Source organism: Flavobacterium aestuarii (genome assembly GCF_040049115.1).
GTDB classification, from domain to species: domain Bacteria; phylum Bacteroidota; class Bacteroidia; order Flavobacteriales; family Flavobacteriaceae; genus Flavobacterium; species Flavobacterium aestuarii.
In genome coordinates, this window is record NZ_JBDLZZ010000003.1 from 213,500 (window position 1) to 230,321 (window position 16,822).

Sequence of the window (16,822 nt, forward strand, 5' to 3'; positions counted from 1 at the left end):
AAAAAATGCTTAGCAAATCTAATTTTAAGGAGTGGCTCGACCGGTATAAATATTCAGAATTGGCAGCTACGAGTACTGCATTAATCGCATCACAATTTAGCAGGATATTTAATGGATTGACAACTGCATACCTAATAACGTTTGCCGAATATTTTGCGTTTTATAGTGTGATGATTTACAGATTGCATAAAACCAAAACAGCCGAAAACAAAGCTGCAGGCCAAAAGGTAACTTTCAGGGAAATATTGATTCTGATTAGAAATTTATTTTTGGAGTTCGGCTATCCTGCAGTTTTGGATTTCTTTTTTATTCGCCCATTCTGCATGTATTGGATGCCGATAGTGGCTGGCAGTTATTTTTTCGGAATCATTTTAGGTAAAATTATCGCAGATAGTTTTTTTTACTTTTTATCAATTATAAACTATGAGTTGATAAAGAGGAAAACTTGATTGTTTTAAAAATTTAATCGCAAAATGTACTTGGTTATGCAATGAGCATCCAGCTTTGTACATTTTGCGATTAAATAAAATTTTAAACCAAAGCTGCCGTTGTAGAAATTTCGGTATTGAATAACTTTGAAATCGGACAATTTTTCTCGGCCTTAGTAACTAATTCCTGAAATGTTTCATTTGATATTCCTTGTATTTTTGCGGTTACAGTCAAATGAGAGCTATTAATCGTTCCTTCTTGCAAGCTAATATCACATTTGGTTTCAATGCTTTCAATAACTGCGTTTGTTTCGCCAATGAAAGCAGTCAATTGCATAGTAAAACAACCTGCATGTGCCGCTGCTGCGAGTTCTTCGGGATTTGTTCCTACACCTTCTTCAAATCGGGATTTAAAGGAATATTGCGTGTTATTTAAGGTTGTACTTTGAGTTGTTAATTTACCAGATCCCTCTTTAAGGGAACCGTTCCAGACTGCCGTTGCATTTCTTTTCATAATTGATTATTTTTCATTAGTTCTCTCAAATTTAAGACTTAAAACAATCATATTTTTTTGAAAATAAGTTATTTAACTAAAATTTAATAGAGAATTGAATATAACAAATGCACGTTTCATAAAAAAATTAAGGCTTTTTTTTAGAATGCAAGCAACCTTCCATTTAAATAAACGTCTAGTTATAAAAACAAACTATTATGAAAAATTTAAACTTTTTATTTATTGCCTTATGTATGGCTCTAATTGGCTGTAATAATGATGATTCGTCTACTAAAGAAGAAGAAATGCAAAATTTAACCAATATGTATAATGAAATTATTGATGCTTCGATGGCCAACAGTACTCCATGCACAAATGCCTCCGAATGGTCATTTACTGCTATTGGCTCAAAAGCTTGTGGAGGCCCAACTGGATTTATTCCGTACTCATTAAAAATTAATACTGCAGGATTTTTAAAAAAAGTGGAAGACTATACCAATAAACAAGCTGCGTATAATGAAAAGTGGAAAATCATGTCTACATGCGAAGCAGCACAACAGCCATCTGGAGTTGATTGTGCGGCTGGGAAACCAATATTAGTTTATACCAATCCTTCACAATATTAGTTTTTCTGCCCCCGATTACTTCGTCAGTTCGCTTCGCTCGTGTGCAGTGAAAAACCCGGAGTTCTGGAAGTTTTACAACACTTGCCCCGAAAGAGCGACCAAAGGAAGCTCCTTTCCGGGCTTAGTGTTATAACTTCCAGAACGAGGATTTGCAACGAAAAGCGGGATTAGGCTCTGACAATAATTATTTTTGATACTTTACAGTTAAAAATTTCGTTACTTTATACAAACAACTAATTTATTATCTATGAAAAAACTGATCGTAATAAGCTGTATGTTACTTGTTTTTGGCTGTAAAACTAAAAATGTAAATGGAAAAATAATTGGGAAGAGTGTTGCTGCATCCGAAATGAATGCCAGCAATGAAGTTCAAAAAAATAAGGCTTATGAGTTAGGAAAAAGGCTTATGATGACTTGCAATACATCAAAATTTACTCCTTTTGCCAAAAGCGAAGCTACAGATAAAGTCATTGCAAATTCTACCGTAAAAAAAGTCAAGGAAATTGGCGCCAAATACAGCCTGAAATATGGTCATTTTAAAGACCTGGAATTTATAGAAATGGTTCCAAACAAGACAGACAATACCAATATTTACAGGTTCAAGGCGCTGTTTGATTATGCCAAAGCTAATAAGGAACTACGTGTAACGATGAACCTGGAAAATAAAATTTCGGCAATTACCACCAAGGACTGGAAAGACGAATATCAATAACGGTTTTTAAAGTTCGTTGTTATGGTTTGACTTTTGATTTCTGCTAATATCTTCTTTATTAAATCCTGAAAACTATAAATCGAAAATTTTAAAAAAAAATAGAATTAAATTCTAAAAGCCTTACTTTTGCGCTATGGCAAAGAAAAATACAGACAAAGTTGTCTTTCATCAAATTAAAGTCCTTGATGCTGGTGCAAAAGGCGTTTCGGTAGCAAAAGCTCCCGATGGCAAAGTAGTTTTTATCCCAAATGTAGTTCCTGGAGATGTTGTTGATGTGCAGACTTTCAAGAAGCGCAAAGCATATTATGAAGGTAAAGCGGTTCATTTTCATGAATTATCAGAACACCGTGTTGACCCGATCTGTGAACATTTTGGAGTTTGTGGCGGATGCAAATGGCAAAATATGAACTATGGCCAACAGTTGTTTTTTAAGCAGAACGAGGTGAAAAATCATCTGCAGCGCATTGGCAAAATTGAACTTCCTGAATTTGAATCAATTCTAGGTTCTGAAAAAAAGTTTTTTTACAGAAATAAAATGGAATTTTCGTTTTCGAACAGCCGCTGGTTAACCGAAGCTGAAATTGGAAGCGAAGAAGATTTAGGAAATAGAAATGCTCTTGGTTTCCACATTCCAAAAATGTGGGACAAAATCCTAGACATCAACAAATGTCATTTACAGGAAGATCCATCGAATGCCATCCGAAATGAAGTCCGTGCTTTTGCAAATGCAAATGGCCTGACTTTCTTTAATCCAAGAGCTCACGAAGGTTTATTGAGAACACTGATGCTGAGAACAGCTTCGACTGGAGAAATCATGGTTTTGATTCAATTTTTTGAAAATGACAAAAAAAATCGTGAATTGATTCTGGATCATCTTTACGAAAAATTCCCGCAGATTACTTCACTGCAATATGTGGTTAATAATAAAGCAAACGATACTTTGTATGATACTGATATCAAGTTATACAAAGGAAGAGACTATATTCTTGAAGAAATGGAAGGTTTAAAATTTAGTATTAATGCTAAATCTTTTTATCAGACCAACTCGGATCAGGCTTATGAACTATACAAAATAACTCGTGATTTTGCAGGCTTGACTGGGAACGAAGTAGTCTATGATTTATACACTGGAACAGGAACTATTGCCCAGTTTGTATCCAGAAAAGCAAAAAAGGTAATAGGTGTTGAAAGTGTGCCAGATGCCATTAAAGATGCAAAGGCCAATGCTGAACGCAATAGTATTGATAACTGTGAATTTTATGTTGGTGATATGAAAGTGGTTTTTAACGATGCATTTATTGCACAGCACGGACATCCGGATGTCATTATCACCGACCCTCCACGCGACGGAATGCATAAAGATGTTGTAGAACAGATCATGAAAATTGCACCACAAAGAGTAGTTTATGTAAGCTGTAATTCGGCTACACAAGCTAGAGACCTAGCATTGATGGACGAAAAATACAAAGTGGCCCGAGTAAGACCTGTAGATATGTTCCCGCAGACTCATCATGTTGAAAATGTTGTACTCCTGGAAAGACGATAAACCTTATTAGATGAAAAAAATTCTTGCTTTTTTAATGATTCTTGGTTTTGCTTCTTCAAGTTGCGAACCTGATGATATTTGCGATCCTACAACACCAACTACGCCAAGGATGCTGATTCAATTTTTCGACGTTAAGGATCCTTCAACAGCTAAAAATGTCAGCAAACTAAAAGTTATAGGAGTAGGAAAAGATGAAGAAGGGGTAATTCTTAATCCATCCGCATCAGGCGATCAGAAATATGTTACGAGTGGCAATAGCATTCTGCTTCCATTAAATACAGAAAGCGATGTAGTTAAATATAGGCTAATCAGCAATTATGATAACAAAAATCCATTGCTTGTAAACGAAGATATTCTGGAATTCAAATATACTCGTCAAAGCAGTTATGTTTCACGGGCTTGCGGATTTAAGACCATTTTCGAATTGGATGATACAAATCCTTACAAACTAACGGATAAAACACCAGCAGACACCATGTGGATTCAATATGTGAGAGTAGAACAAAATAATATAACATCTGAAAATGAAACAATCATTAAAATATTTATTTAGTTTTTTCTTTTTGTTGTCATTCTTTTTTGTTCATGCTCAAGAAAAAAATCCTGCGACGGCCGTTCCGCCTGAAATAGTAGTCAAAGGATCTAACGGCACAAAAACAGAAAAAGTTCCCGAAAAAAAACTTGAAGCAGTTACCGATACAGTAAAACCAAAAACTGACCGATATGGTTTGATCCTAGGAGTAGATGTCTTTAAAATTGCAAGATCTTTTTATGATTCAGACTATAAAGGAATAGCTTTTGTTGGTGATTATCGATTGACAAAAAAATATTACATTCATGGAGAAGCAGGAAGCGAAGATGTGACCGTTGATGATCCTCTCTTAAATACAACCACAACTGGAGCTTATCTCAAGGCAGGATTCAATTACAATGCTTACACTAACTGGTTAGATATGGAAAACCTAATCACAATAGGAGTAAATTATGGTTTTAGCGCTTTTAAAGAACAATTAAACACTTATTCTATCTATAATCCGCATCCTTATTTTGGCCAGACTTCCAGGATTGAATCAGGTAAATCATATGATGGCTTAACAGCAAGCTGGCTTGAAGTTTCTCCAGGAATTAATGTAAAAGTTTTTAATAATATATACGTTGGATTTTCTTTGCAATTGAAGGTATTGATTACCAATTCTGAACCAAACGGTTTTGAGAGCCTTTATATTCCAGGATATAACAGAACCTATGATGGCAGTTTTGGAGCAGGTTTTAATTATACTATTGGATATTTCATTCCAATTTACAAGAAAAAAGTAATTCCAGCAAAAACTAAAAAATAGCCTTTTTTTTTAGGATCCTAAAAAAAACGCAGCGATTAGACAAATTGGTCAATCGCTGCGTTTTTTTTTGCATTTATTATTTATTAGCACCACTCCTTAAGACAGTCTCATTATATTGAAACAGCTATTTTCTAACCAATTTCCTTGATTCCTTTGACAAACAGCCAAGACATGAATAATTTTTCCCCATCCTTAGTTTTGGCAGCTTGAAATTTTGGTGCTAAAAGAGTGCCTGCAATAAAAGCAGTCATTGGAATCCACAAACCGGATAAATTGGTATACTGTTCTATCAGGTATCGAAAAGTGATAAACAATATAGCAAAACAGCCCAGATTGTATAGAAATGCTCTTACTTGTAATTTTGACATTTTATTATTTTTAATTATGATTTCCAAAATTACTTCAAATTCTATAGAATCACGTTAAAAGCACTTTTTTATTTCATTAAATATACATTCAATCTGGTATGATATCATAATTATTGGAATCAGTTTACTTTTGTGTTTATTTATGTATTAATTTTATAATCCTCAAAAAAACATAAAACACTATATTACAAATACATACTCCTTAATCTGATTGCAACCAATTTTTGAACCTTATTCTATATATAGACAAAGCACAGCCTAAAAACGAAAATAATATCCCAATATGAAAACTAAAATTTTAGCAATAACATCCTGTCTTTTTTTACTGCTCAACAGTTGTGTCTCAGTAAAATTAGTACCCGATTATAGTGAAGCAATAGAAAATCAAATTATAGAATCTCAAAAACAAAATGAAAAACTATATGTTAATCTGCTGGAACTGCCGCAAGAAAAACGAACTTATGCGAGTGTTACCAATGAATATCTAGAAATAGAAAGTAATATCAATTCCATTTTATTTCAATACCAGTCGCGAGAAAAAAATGAAGATTTTGTAAAAATGGCTAAACTGCTGAAAGATAATTTTATGCAGTATAAGAAAGAACATAAGGACAAAAAAACGCTGAGCGATAGTGAGATCAGCTTATACATAGCATATATAAACGGTTTTTGGCAGCCATTATTAACGGCTGAAAGAGCATTGAAGAATATTAAAAACTAACTCCCATGAAATTAGATATCAACGAAATATTAGCAGATATGCTGAATGCGATTAAAATAAGCCTCAAGGATGATTGGTCTATAGTAAAAAAATCGGCTAATAATTTTATCCAAAGCAAAAAAGACAGGCTAGAAATGCTTTCACTAATGAGGTTAAACGGAGAAATCAGCGAATCTTTTTTTGAAAAAAGACTGGCCGATGAAAAAGAAATTTTAGCCTCCGAATTACACTCAATTGCTATTGTAAACAAAGTGATGGCCCAAAATGCAGCAAATGCCGCTATCCATGTTCTGGAAGACATTGTAAACACAGCATTAAAAATTTAAGCTTAAAAAAACAAAAATCCCGATAAACACCATTCTAAATAGCATTTATCGGGACTTTTGTTATACCTATAAAACCAAATTATTCTGAAACAGTCTGAAACTTGGTTCTCTTACTTCCTTCGTACATTTCGTATTTCACCAATCTGGCTTCAATACTGGCGTTGAAAAGCTTTATTTTTCGGGAAGGCTTCAATCCTACGAATTTCAAAGCTTCCAAATTTCCAGTAATGAACCAAGCATTTGTCCCTGGATAATTTTTCTTTAAGGTATCACCAATATTTTTATAAAACTGTTCCATGTGTATGTCCAAACGTTCATCATACGGCGGATTGAAAACTACATGTAATTTCCCTTGCGAATTTTTCTCTGTATCAAAGAAGTTATTTTCCTGTACAGAAACATACTCGGACAAATTAGCATTTCTCACATTGTCTTTGGCTTTTTGAACGGCAGATGGCGCTTTGTCATAGCCTTTGATCGTATAATGAAATTCGCGGACTTTTTTCATCAGCGAATCCATAATCTGATCAAACAATTCATTATCCCAATCGTTCCATTTTTCAAAAGCAAATTCTTTACGATTAATATTTGCGGGAATATTACAGGCAATCATCGCCGCTTCTACAAGGAAAGTTCCAGAACCACACATCGGGTCCAAGAAATCAGTTTGTCCGTCCCAACCCGAAAGCAGTAAAATTCCGGCTGCCAGAACCTCATTTATAGGAGCAATATTAGTAGCCGTTCTATACCCGCGCTGATGTAATGAATTTCCAGAAGTATCCAATGAAACCGAAACCTGATCCTTATCAATATGAATATTAATTCTCAAATCAGGAAAAGCTTTGTCAATGCTCGGACGCTGGCCTGTTCTTTCTCTAAACTGATCTACAATTGCATCTTTACACTTTTGAGATACATATTCAGAGTGATTAAAATACTCCGAATGTACCGTTGTATCTATCACAAAAGTCTGATTGGCATTGATATATTTTGACCAATTCGTTCCGCGAATCCCTTTATATAAATCTTGTTCGTTTTTTGCCTTAAAAAAATAAATTGGTTTCAAAATCTTCAATGCAGTACGCAAAGACAAATTTGCTTTGTACATAAACCCTTTGTCGCCCTTAAAACTCACCATTCTCACCCCCTGCTCCACATCCTGAGCTCCCAACATTTGTAGTTCTTTTGCCAGTATTTCTTCAAAACCAAAAAAGGTTTTGGCAATCATCTTAAAATTCTCCATTTCCCTGTATAAATTCCAATAATTAAATTTCAAATCCCAAACGGGCTGAAATAGTATATTTTCTGCAAAAATACACTAAATTTGCGGGACTTAAATTAATTGAAAAAGAATAAATGTCCGATTCTGCAAATAACGAAACACAAATCAGTAGTTCCAATCCGGAAAATTGGTTCGCTTCTTGGTTTGACAGCCCTTATTACCATATCCTTTACAAAGAAAGAAATTATAGAGAAGCCCAATTGTTTATGGACAATCTGACGCATTATCTCAATCTCCCCGAAAAAGCCAAAGTGCTTGATTTAGCCTGCGGAAAAGGCCGTCATGCCATTTACCTGAACCAATTGGGATTCGACGTTATCGGTGCCGATTTATCCGAAAACAGCATAAAGGAAGCACAGAGAAACAGTAACAAAACCCTGCATTTTCAGGTGCATGATATGCGTGAGGTTTTTGAAGATAAATTTGATGCCATTTTCAATTTGTTTACCAGCTTTGGCTATTTCGAAAACGATGAGGATAACCTCACCACTCTAAAAGCCATCAAGGAAAGCTTAACCGAATATGGCTTTGCAGTAATCGATTTTATGAATGTTACCAATGTGCTCAATAACTTGGTTCCCGAAGAAGTAAAACACGTAGACGGAATCGATTTTCACATCAAACGTTACTTAAAAGACGGACATATTTACAAAGAAATTGATTTTGAAGACAAAGGACACAGCTACCATTTCACTGAAAAGGTAAAAGCCCTTACGCTAAAGGATTTTGAAGAAATGATGAATGAAGCCGGCATATTTTTATTGGATATTTTTGGTGATTATAAACTGAAAAAATTCCACAAAACAGAGAGTGAAAGATTGATTATGATTTTCAAATAAGATTTTAGGAAAAGTCTAAAATTGTTTAAATATTTAAAATTGTTTGATACTGAAAACAACTAAACTTTTAAACTCATAAACTTTTTTTAAACATTTAAACTATTAAAAATGAATTACCTTTTACCTTTACTTTCCGTACTTCTTGGTTACTTTATCGCCTTGTTTTTAAAGCCAAAAAGTAAAACCAATCTAAAGCTTCTGCTTGCTTTTAGCGGTTCGTTCCTGTTATCACTCACCGTGATGCATTTACTTCCAGAAGTATACGAAAGCCACGATCATAACATTGGAATTTTTATAATGCTGGGAATTTTGTTCCAGATCATACTGGAATTTTTCTCCAAAGGAGCCGAACACGGACACGTTCACGGCCATGACAAAATGTATCATATCCCTTGGCTTTTATTCATAAGTCTTTGTATTCACGCGTTTTTGGAAGGTTTTCCGGTAGGTCATCATCATGATTTAGCGTTGGGGATAGCCATTCACCATTTTCCGATAGCCATAATTCTTACTATGTTTTTCATCAATTCCAAACTAAATAAAATAGCCATTTTTGTCTTTATGACCACTTTTGCGGTTATGACTCCAATGGGAACGCTGGTCTCTGATTATCTACCTATTTTGAATAATTATTATCCACAAATTACTGCCATGGTTATTGGAATATTGTTTCATATTTCATCCACCATCATTTTTGAAAGCAGTGAAGGACACAAATTCAACATCGCCAAAGTATCGATGATTGTTATTGGAATTGTATTGGCTTATTTTTTATAAAGTTTGGGCGTGCCATTAAGTTAAGGATTTCTTATTAAAGTTTGTCTAAATATAATTCTCGCAGAGACGCTAAGACGCAAAGGAATCCGATTTTAACTTTGCGCCTCTGCGTCTTTGCGAGAGTGAAATAAAACTTAACTTAATGACATTGGCTTCTATCCCTCACACAGAAAGTGCTATAAACAAGTTTGAGAATAAATCAGAAAGATCATGGGATTTAAACATTTATTTAAAGCAAAATTAAATTGGACTTCAATTCCAAAAGAAACAATTTCGACTTCAAAAAAACACTTTAAAAACCATCAGATTGCCATTGAAGGAAAAGAAATTTTAAATCTTTCGCCAGCCAAGGCATTCAAAGGCGATCCCAGTTTATACAATCCCGAAGATTTACTATTGAGTTCTGTGGTTTCCTGTCACATGATGTCCTATTTGTATGTATGCTCCCAAAACGGAATCGATGTCGTTTCTTATCAGGACAATGCCGAAGCCACTCTTGAAGTTTCCGAAAATGGTTCGGGACGTTTTATCGAAGTGCGATTATATCCAAAAGTTGTCATTCAGCAAAAAGAAAAAATTACCGAAGCGTTAAGCCTGCACAACAAAGCAAACGAACTTTGTTTTATAGCTAATTCGTGTAATTTTAAAATTGTACATAATCCTAGCTGTACTAATTAACTGTTTTAATATTCTTCTTCAACACACTTCATCTCTTGAACAAATCCTTATATTTACAAAATAGCCATATTCAAGCACACAATAGTTTCTAAAATTCAAAAATGACAACATCTATCATAATATCAATATGTCTTTTATTGATTCTTGCCTATATATTTGACATCACTTCATCAAAAACAAAAATCCCTTCGGTTATATTATTGCTAATCGTAGGCTGGGCCGTAAAACAGGGAACCGATTTTTTTGAAATACGTGTTCCAAATTTAACCTCCATTTTACCTGTGCTCGGAACTGTGGGGCTAATTTTAATTGTTTTGGAAGGTTCTTTGGAATTAGAATTAAACAAATCGAAATTTCCGTTTATTGGTAAAACAGCTCTAGTCGCTATTATCCCAATGCTCCTTTTTAGCTTCGGACTGGCGTTTGCTTTTCATTATTACGGCAACGTTTCTTTTAAAGTTGGGTTGGCTAATGCTATTCCGCTAGCTGTGATTAGTAGTGCTATAGCTATTCCGAGTGCACAAAATCTTATCTCAAAAAACAAAGAGTTTATCACTTATGAAAGCAGTTTATCGGATATTTTTGGCGTACTTCTTTTTAATTTTATTACACTTAATGACAATATTGGAGCTTCGTCGGTAGGTCATTTTATTTTAGAAATACTTGTAATTCTTATCATATCATTTGTGGCAACATTGGGGCTTGCCTTTTTATTGAGTAAAATAAAACATCCTGTAAAATTTATTCCCATCATATTAAGTATCGTACTGATATATGCCGTTACCAAAATTTATCATTTACCAGGGCTGATTTTCATACTTCTTTTTGGTCTTTTTCTGGGTAATCTTGACGAAATTAAAGGCAATAAATTTATTCAAAAACTACAGCCAAACCTTTTGAATAAAGAGGTTCATAAATTCCACGAACTTACCACGGAAATTGCTTTTTTAGTAAGAGCTTTATTTTTTCTGTTATTTGGTTATTTAATTGAAACGAGCGAATTATTAAACACGGAAACCATCGTCTGGGCAATTGGAATTTGTTCCGCAATATTCGCTTTGCGTTACATCATGCTCAAAACATTTAAAATCAACATCAAACCTGCTTTATTTATTGCTCCAAGAGGCCTGATTACCATTTTACTGTTCCTGTCAATTCCTGACAATCAAGTAATTGATTTAGTCAATAACTCATTGGTTATACAAGTCATTATCCTGAGCGCATTAGTGATGATGTCTGGACTTATGAGCCATAAAACAGATGATGAAAACAATTAAAATCATCCTCTAAAATTTATCTTATAACACGGTTGCTACTATTAAATTATTTAAGTTTGTAATACTAAATAAACCGTGTTTGTTTTACACTTTTGAACCTTAAAAACAATGACTTTCACCAAAACCACCGAACAATCTTCGAAATACGAACATCTCGAAAAAATGTCCGTTCGAGAATTAATAACCAATATCAATCAGGAAGACCAAACCGTACCTCTTGCCGTCGAAAAAGCTTTACCGCAGATAGAAACATTAGTAACAGAAATTGTTTCTAAAATGAAACTGGGCGGACGCTTATTTTACATTGGAGCAGGAACCTCAGGACGTTTGGGCGTTGTTGATGCTTCTGAGTGTCCTCCTACTTTTGGAGTTCCGTTCGATCTGGTTGTCGGCATCATAGCCGGTGGTGACAAAGCCATCCGCAGAGCCGTAGAAAATGCCGAGGATAATGCAACCCAAGCTTGGATTGACTTACAGGAATTCAATATCAATGAAAATGATGTTGTCATTGGTATCGCCGCATCGGGAACAACGCCTTATGTTATTGGAGGATTACAGGCCTGCAACGAAAAGAATATCAGCACCGGAAGTATTTCCTGCAACGCTGGGAGCCCGCTTTCGCAAAAGGCAAAATTCCCTATCGAAGTTATTGTCGGTCCTGAATTTGTAACAGGAAGCTCTAGAATGAAAGCTGGAACTGCTCAAAAGTTGGTTCTGAATATGATTTCGACAGCTACGATGATTCAGCTTGGAAAAGTGAAAGGAAACAAAATGGTCGATATGCAGTTAAGCAACAGCAAACTGGTAGACCGCGGTGTAAAAATGATTATGGGAGAAATTCCAGTAACCTACGAAGAAGGTTCTGAACTGCTTGCAAAATACGGAAGCGTAAGGAAAGCCGTTGACAATTGGAAACAATAAAATCTATAATAAAAATGAAAAAACTCATTACTCTATTTGCCATTCTTCTTTCTGCAACAGCCTTTTCGCAGGAAATAACAATCGAGAAAAATCATTTTCTTCTGGAAGGAAAACAAATTTCGCCAAAAGAAGTCAAAACATTATTAGCATCTAACACTGAGGCTTTAGCTCTTTACAAATCTTACAGAACTAAAGGAGGTATAGGAGGTTTTTTACTTGGATTTGGTGGAGGATTAATCTTAGGCGACCTAATTGGAGGAGCAACCGCAGATGTAAAATATCCTACAGCACTTACTTATGTGGGGTTAGCCTCATTAGTAACCTCAATTCCTGTATTATCAGGAAGAACTAAAAAACTAAATGATGCTCTTGCTCTTTATAATGAAGGCTTAAAAAAATCTGCAACAAACGATTCAAAATTTGAATTAAATATAGTTGCCAATCAAAACGGTTACGGTTTACAATTTCAATTTTAAAAATGGCAAATAAAGAACTTTTGGCAAAGGGAATGAAATATTTAACGGGAGCTTTACCTCTTATGTTTATAGGTCCATCCGTGATTTACAATGCATTTATGAACCAGCATACCAATTGGCATTATTTGGTTTTAGGAATTGGAATCATTGCCTGCCTTGCCTCAATGTATTTGATGTTTATGGGATTGAAAATAATAATGAAAGGCATATTTAACGACTAATGGAAGACCTGATACACATTCAAAAAACATTTGAAAAAATAAACTATATTGACAAGAAGATTCACAATCGTGAATTTGAAGACTGCGTTTTCAAGAACTGTGATTTCTCGAATAGTGATTTCTCTAACAATAGTTTTATGGACTGCGAATTCATAGAATGCAACTTATCAATGACCCAATTGGGAGGTTCCAGCCTGAAGACTGTCAACTTCAGGAACTGTAAACTAATGGGAATTCAATTTCAGTCTTGTCAGGATTTTTTGTTCAATGTGCTGTTTCAGGATTGTATTTTGGATTATAGTTCTTTTGCTAATAAAAAAATGCCGAAAACCAAATTCAATTCCTGTTCCTTGAAAGAAGTAACTTTTATTGGAACTAATTTAACCCAATCTGTTTTTGGAAATTGTAATTTAGACAATGCTATTTTTAACGATACCATTTTAGCCGGTGCCGATTTTACGACTGCTTACAATTATAAAATCGATCCCGAATTCAACCCAATGAAAAAAGCAAAATTTTCGAGTCAGGGAATTGCGGGGCTTTTGGATAAATATGATATAAAAATTGAATAAATCGTCTAAGCTAGCTTATTGTTGAAAAAAACATACGACCCCGCTGGGGTCAATCACAATACTCTACACATTTTCTATAAGCATTAAACCCCGCTGGGGTTTTCAAGAAAAATTCAGCGACAACAAGATAATTAATAATTTATAGAAATAAATAGTTATGCACACTAAAATTTTCAATAGATGTTCGTAACCCCAGCGGGTTATATGTTTATAGAAATATGAAATAATGTCAAAACAATCCCAGCACGGTTGTATGTTTATCAATCAAGAGTTTTCAAACCGCAGAGCGGTTAAATGTTTATAAAAAATAATAAATCACGTTACAACAACCCCAACGGGGTTGAATAATTATAACTAGTTTTCTGAGTCATAAAATATATGATACATTTTCTAAGAATACATAATAACGCTTAGATTAAAAAACTAAACAATTAAAAACCGCAGAGCGGTTGCATGTCTATAGAAAATAATAAATCACGTGACAACAACCCCAGCGGGGTTGAATGTTTATCGGTCAATATAAAGCTAACAAATAATTAATTTTAAGAATATATATGGCAAATACTTATTCTCAAATTTATATTCAAATTGTTTTTGCAGTTCAAAATCGAAAATCTCTTATCAGCCATTCATGGGAAGAAGAATTATACAAATATATAACGGGAATAGTAACCAATAAAGATCAAAAGTTACTAGCCATAAATGGAATGCCGGATCATATTCATATCTTTATTGGAATGAAACCAACGTGCTGTTTATCGGATTTGGTTAGAGAAATTAAAAAAGCATCTAATAATTTCATAAAAGACAATAATTTTTGTCCGTTGGGTTTTAATTGGCAAGATGGTTTTGGAGCGTTTTCATATAGCCATAGCCAATTGAGTAATGTTATCGAATATATACAAAACCAGAAAACTCATCATCAGAAGAAAACTTTCAGAGATGAATATTTAGGTTTGTTAGAAAAATTTAATATCGAATTTAAGAATGAATATTTATTTGAATGGGTTGAAAATTAATGACAATATCTGATATTATGAACACAGCTACCTCCTATCTTGAAAGCGTAAAAAAGCAGTTTCTCTACTATAAAATGCTGGGAGAAAAAGCGATGGAACAATTGGAACCGGAACAATTATTTGTATCCATAAACGAAGACACGAACAGCATTGCCGTGATTGTAAAGCACCTTTCAGGCAACATGCTGTCGCGCTGGACGGATTTCCTAACCACCGATGGCGAAAAGGAAACCAGAAACAGAGACGGCGAATTTGAAAATGATCTGCAGACAAAAGAACAGGTATTAAAAGTCTGGGAGACCGGCTGGGATTGCTTTTTGGGAGCATTGAACAGCTTACAGCCCGAACAGCTTTCGGAGATTATTTATATCCGAAATGAGGGGCACACAGTTATTGAAGCTATCAACAGACAGCTGGCGCATTATCCGTATCATATTGGGCAGATTGTTTTTTATGCCAAACAGCTTAAAAACAGTGAATGGGATAGTTTATCAATTCCTCGAAATAAGTCAAACAGTTATAATGCCGATAAATTTGCTCAGGAAAAATCGATTAAAAATTTTACTGAAGAAGAATTTAGACGAATGAAATAATATAAAAGCTTTAAGCAATAAGCCATAGGCATTGTCACTGCTTAAAGCCTATGGCTTATTGCTTAAAGCTAATCAAAATATCAAAACTACCTAAATGAAAAAAATAATCTTCCTCCTTCCCTTGCTCTCACTACTGTCGTGTTATAATGTTGAACGAAACTGCAAAGATTTCAAGACTGGAAAATTTAAGTTTGAATACGAAATTGACGGCGTAAAAAAAACAACGATGTTTGAGCGCAATGATAGTATTGAAATTGAGACTTTTGAAGGAAAAACAGATACTTCAACCGTTCGCTGGGTGAATGACTGCGAATACGTTTTACAGAAGAAACACCCGAAAAATAAGGCCGAAGAGAAAGCGATCAGCATGAAAATTTTGACTACCTCAAAAAATTCCTATACCTTTGAATTTGGAATGGTAGGATCCGATTCGAAACAAAAAGGAACGGTTATCAAGATTGCAGATTAGAGAATCTAGATAGCAAAATTCAGAAGGTTGAATAAGCAATTTCGTCAAACAACAAACAACAAACAATAAATCATAAACAAACTAACAACGCATGGAAGTATTTTTGAATCCAGATGCATGGATTGCCTTATTAACGCTTACTTTTTTGGAAATTGTTTTAGGAATTGATAATATCATTTTTATTTCAATTGCAACCGGAAAATTAGCTATAGAAGACCGCAAAAAAGCAACCAAAGTGGGTATGTTTTTGGCTATGTTTATGAGAATAGCGCTTTTGTTTGGAATTAATTTCCTTACTCAAATGAAGAAACCCTGGTTCACGATTGACTGGAACTGGCTTCATGCAGGCGTTACGGGACAAAGCCTTATTTTATTATTTGGAGGATTGTTTCTGATCTATAAAAGCACCAATGAAATCCGCGAGAAAGTAGACGAAAAAGGTCATGAGGAGAAAGAATTGGGCAAAGCAGCCGCAAAGTCTTTTCAGAGTGTCATTCTTCAGATTATAATGATTGACCTGGTTTTCTCTTTTGACAGTATTTTGACTGCAGTCGGGATGACTAACGGTGTTGAAGGTGCCTTGATTATCATGATTACCGCTGTAATTATTTCGGTTTTGATTATGATGCAGTTTGCCGTTCCTGTTGGGAATTTTGTAAACAAACATCCTTCTATTCAAATATTAGGGTTATCCTTTTTGATTTTAATTGGATTCATGTTGTTAACAGAAAGCGCGCATTTGTCTAATGCCCTTATTTTTGGAAGTCATGTAACTCCTGTTCCAAAAGGATATTTATACTTTGCCATTTCGTTCTCATTATTTGTAGAAATAATAAATATGAAAGTGACCAAAAAGAAATAATATGCTTTCCAAAAACATAAAAAACGCCATAATTATTGCTGTTGTAGTGGGAACAATATTGAACACAATTAACAGCTATGACGTAATCTGGGAAAGTAATTTTACTTTTAGAAATGTTTTAAGAATTGTATTAACGTACATCACTCCGTTTTGTGTTTCTTTATATTCTTCTACATTAGCATCAAAATCATTTGAAAAAACAAATACTAAAAACACAGTTACCGAAAAGTAGCTGTGTTTTTTTTATATAAAAATCCAGTACCAAAAAATATTCTC

24 protein-coding genes are annotated in these 16,822 nt (G+C 34.3%); 21 read left to right on the top strand and 3 right to left on the bottom strand.

The window, feature by feature from the left end; all coding sequences use genetic code 11:
• Window positions 1–5 precede the first annotated feature (5 nt).
• A complete protein-coding gene (locus tag ABEG11_RS04560) occupies window positions 6–449 on the top strand; it encodes a hypothetical protein (RefSeq protein ID WP_348823016.1) in 444 nt (147 codons plus the stop codon).
• An 82-nt stretch (window positions 450–531) separates the two neighbouring features.
• Here ABEG11_RS04560 and ABEG11_RS04565 read toward each other — a convergent pair whose 3' ends face one another.
• Window positions 532–942 carry an OsmC family peroxiredoxin gene (locus ABEG11_RS04565; protein WP_348823017.1) on the bottom strand — a complete coding sequence of 137 codons (411 nt, stop codon included), beginning with the start codon at window positions 940–942 and terminating at the stop codon, window positions 532–534.
• Between the two features lie 197 nt (window positions 943–1,139).
• Here ABEG11_RS04565 and ABEG11_RS04570 point away from each other — a divergent pair, with 197 nt between their 5' ends.
• From ABEG11_RS04570 to ABEG11_RS04590, 5 genes are all read left to right on the top strand, one after another.
• Entirely contained in the window at window positions 1,140–1,547 is a 408-nt protein-coding gene (locus ABEG11_RS04570) for a hypothetical protein (protein WP_348823018.1), read from the top strand.
• 247 nt (window positions 1,548–1,794) lie between these two features.
• Complete coding sequence (locus tag ABEG11_RS04575; RefSeq protein WP_348823019.1) at window positions 1,795–2,259, top strand: hypothetical protein; 465 nt, start codon at window positions 1,795–1,797, stop codon at window positions 2,257–2,259.
• Window positions 2,260–2,392: 133 nt separating this feature from the next.
• Window positions 2,393–3,805, top strand: a complete 1,413-nt coding sequence (gene rlmD / locus ABEG11_RS04580; protein WP_348823020.1) for a 23S rRNA (uracil(1939)-C(5))-methyltransferase RlmD — start codon at window positions 2,393–2,395, stop codon at window positions 3,803–3,805.
• Window positions 3,806–3,815: 10 nt separating this feature from the next.
• Window positions 3,816–4,358: a DUF6452 family protein gene (locus ABEG11_RS04585; RefSeq protein ID WP_348823021.1), complete on the top strand. Its 543-nt coding sequence runs from the start codon at window positions 3,816–3,818 to the stop codon at window positions 4,356–4,358.
• Window positions 4,330–5,145, top strand: a complete 816-nt coding sequence (locus ABEG11_RS04590) for a DUF6048 family protein (protein ID WP_348823022.1) — start codon at window positions 4,330–4,332, stop codon at window positions 5,143–5,145. The genes ABEG11_RS04585 and ABEG11_RS04590 overlap by 29 nt, the downstream gene beginning before the upstream one ends.
• A 131-nt stretch (window positions 5,146–5,276) precedes the next feature.
• Here the strand turns inward: ABEG11_RS04590 and ABEG11_RS04595 are convergent, their stop codons facing one another.
• A complete protein-coding gene (locus tag ABEG11_RS04595) occupies window positions 5,277–5,513 on the bottom strand; it encodes a hypothetical protein (RefSeq protein ID WP_348823023.1) in 237 nt (78 codons plus the stop codon).
• A 283-nt stretch (window positions 5,514–5,796) separates the two neighbouring features.
• On the opposite strand from ABEG11_RS04595, the gene ABEG11_RS04600 reads away from it, so the two are divergent.
• The gene (locus ABEG11_RS04600; RefSeq protein ID WP_348823024.1) at window positions 5,797–6,234 is read left to right on the top strand and encodes a hypothetical protein; all 438 of its coding nucleotides are present in this window, start codon (window positions 5,797–5,799) and stop codon (window positions 6,232–6,234) included.
• A gap of 5 nt (window positions 6,235–6,239) precedes the next feature.
• On the top strand, window positions 6,240–6,560 hold the full coding sequence (locus ABEG11_RS04605; RefSeq protein WP_348823025.1) for a hypothetical protein: 321 nt from the start codon (window positions 6,240–6,242) through the stop codon (window positions 6,558–6,560).
• A gap of 79 nt (window positions 6,561–6,639) precedes the next feature.
• Here ABEG11_RS04605 and ABEG11_RS04610 read toward each other — a convergent pair whose 3' ends face one another.
• Complete coding sequence (locus ABEG11_RS04610) at window positions 6,640–7,803, bottom strand: THUMP domain-containing class I SAM-dependent RNA methyltransferase (protein WP_348823026.1); 1,164 nt, start codon at window positions 7,801–7,803, stop codon at window positions 6,640–6,642.
• A gap of 113 nt (window positions 7,804–7,916) precedes the next feature.
• On the opposite strand from ABEG11_RS04610, the gene ABEG11_RS04615 reads away from it, so the two are divergent.
• From ABEG11_RS04615 to nrtS, 13 genes are all read left to right on the top strand, one after another.
• The gene (locus tag ABEG11_RS04615; protein ID WP_348823027.1) at window positions 7,917–8,681 is read left to right on the top strand and encodes a class I SAM-dependent methyltransferase; all 765 of its coding nucleotides are present in this window, start codon (window positions 7,917–7,919) and stop codon (window positions 8,679–8,681) included.
• Between the two features lie 108 nt (window positions 8,682–8,789).
• Window positions 8,790–9,458, top strand: coding sequence for a ZIP family metal transporter (locus ABEG11_RS04620; RefSeq protein ID WP_348823028.1), 669 nt, complete (start codon window positions 8,790–8,792; stop codon window positions 9,456–9,458).
• A 210-nt stretch (window positions 9,459–9,668) separates the two neighbouring features.
• Window positions 9,669–10,136, top strand: coding sequence for an OsmC family protein (locus ABEG11_RS04625; protein ID WP_348823029.1), 468 nt, complete (start codon window positions 9,669–9,671; stop codon window positions 10,134–10,136).
• A gap of 101 nt (window positions 10,137–10,237) precedes the next feature.
• Complete coding sequence (locus ABEG11_RS04630; RefSeq protein WP_348823030.1) at window positions 10,238–11,413, top strand: cation:proton antiporter; 1,176 nt, start codon at window positions 10,238–10,240, stop codon at window positions 11,411–11,413.
• A 108-nt stretch (window positions 11,414–11,521) separates the two neighbouring features.
• A complete protein-coding gene (murQ, locus tag ABEG11_RS04635) occupies window positions 11,522–12,334 on the top strand; it encodes an N-acetylmuramic acid 6-phosphate etherase (RefSeq protein ID WP_348823031.1) in 813 nt (270 codons plus the stop codon).
• A gap of 14 nt (window positions 12,335–12,348) precedes the next feature.
• Complete coding sequence (locus tag ABEG11_RS04640; RefSeq protein WP_348823032.1) at window positions 12,349–12,810, top strand: hypothetical protein; 462 nt, start codon at window positions 12,349–12,351, stop codon at window positions 12,808–12,810.
• A gap of 2 nt (window positions 12,811–12,812) precedes the next feature.
• Window positions 12,813–13,031, top strand: coding sequence for a DUF6095 family protein (locus ABEG11_RS04645; protein ID WP_348823033.1), 219 nt, complete (start codon window positions 12,813–12,815; stop codon window positions 13,029–13,031).
• The gene (locus ABEG11_RS04650) at window positions 13,031–13,603 is read left to right on the top strand and encodes a pentapeptide repeat-containing protein (protein WP_348823034.1); all 573 of its coding nucleotides are present in this window, start codon (window positions 13,031–13,033) and stop codon (window positions 13,601–13,603) included. Before ABEG11_RS04645 ends, ABEG11_RS04650 begins: the two co-directional genes overlap by 1 nt.
• A gap of 554 nt (window positions 13,604–14,157) precedes the next feature.
• Complete coding sequence (gene tnpA, locus ABEG11_RS04655; RefSeq protein WP_348823035.1) at window positions 14,158–14,622, top strand: IS200/IS605 family transposase; 465 nt, start codon at window positions 14,158–14,160, stop codon at window positions 14,620–14,622.
• A 17-nt stretch (window positions 14,623–14,639) separates the two neighbouring features.
• Window positions 14,640–15,215, top strand: coding sequence for a DUF1572 domain-containing protein (locus tag ABEG11_RS04660; protein ID WP_348823036.1), 576 nt, complete (start codon window positions 14,640–14,642; stop codon window positions 15,213–15,215).
• A 94-nt stretch (window positions 15,216–15,309) separates the two neighbouring features.
• A complete protein-coding gene (locus ABEG11_RS04665) occupies window positions 15,310–15,684 on the top strand; it encodes a DNA topoisomerase IV (protein WP_348823037.1) in 375 nt (124 codons plus the stop codon).
• A gap of 91 nt (window positions 15,685–15,775) precedes the next feature.
• Window positions 15,776–16,546, top strand: a complete 771-nt coding sequence (locus ABEG11_RS04670) for a TerC family protein (RefSeq protein WP_348823038.1) — start codon at window positions 15,776–15,778, stop codon at window positions 16,544–16,546.
• Between the two features lies 1 nt (window position 16,547).
• Complete coding sequence (nrtS, locus tag ABEG11_RS04675) at window positions 16,548–16,778, top strand: nitrate/nitrite transporter NrtS (protein ID WP_348823039.1); 231 nt, start codon at window positions 16,548–16,550, stop codon at window positions 16,776–16,778.
• The last annotated feature ends 44 nt before the right edge of the window (window positions 16,779–16,822 follow it).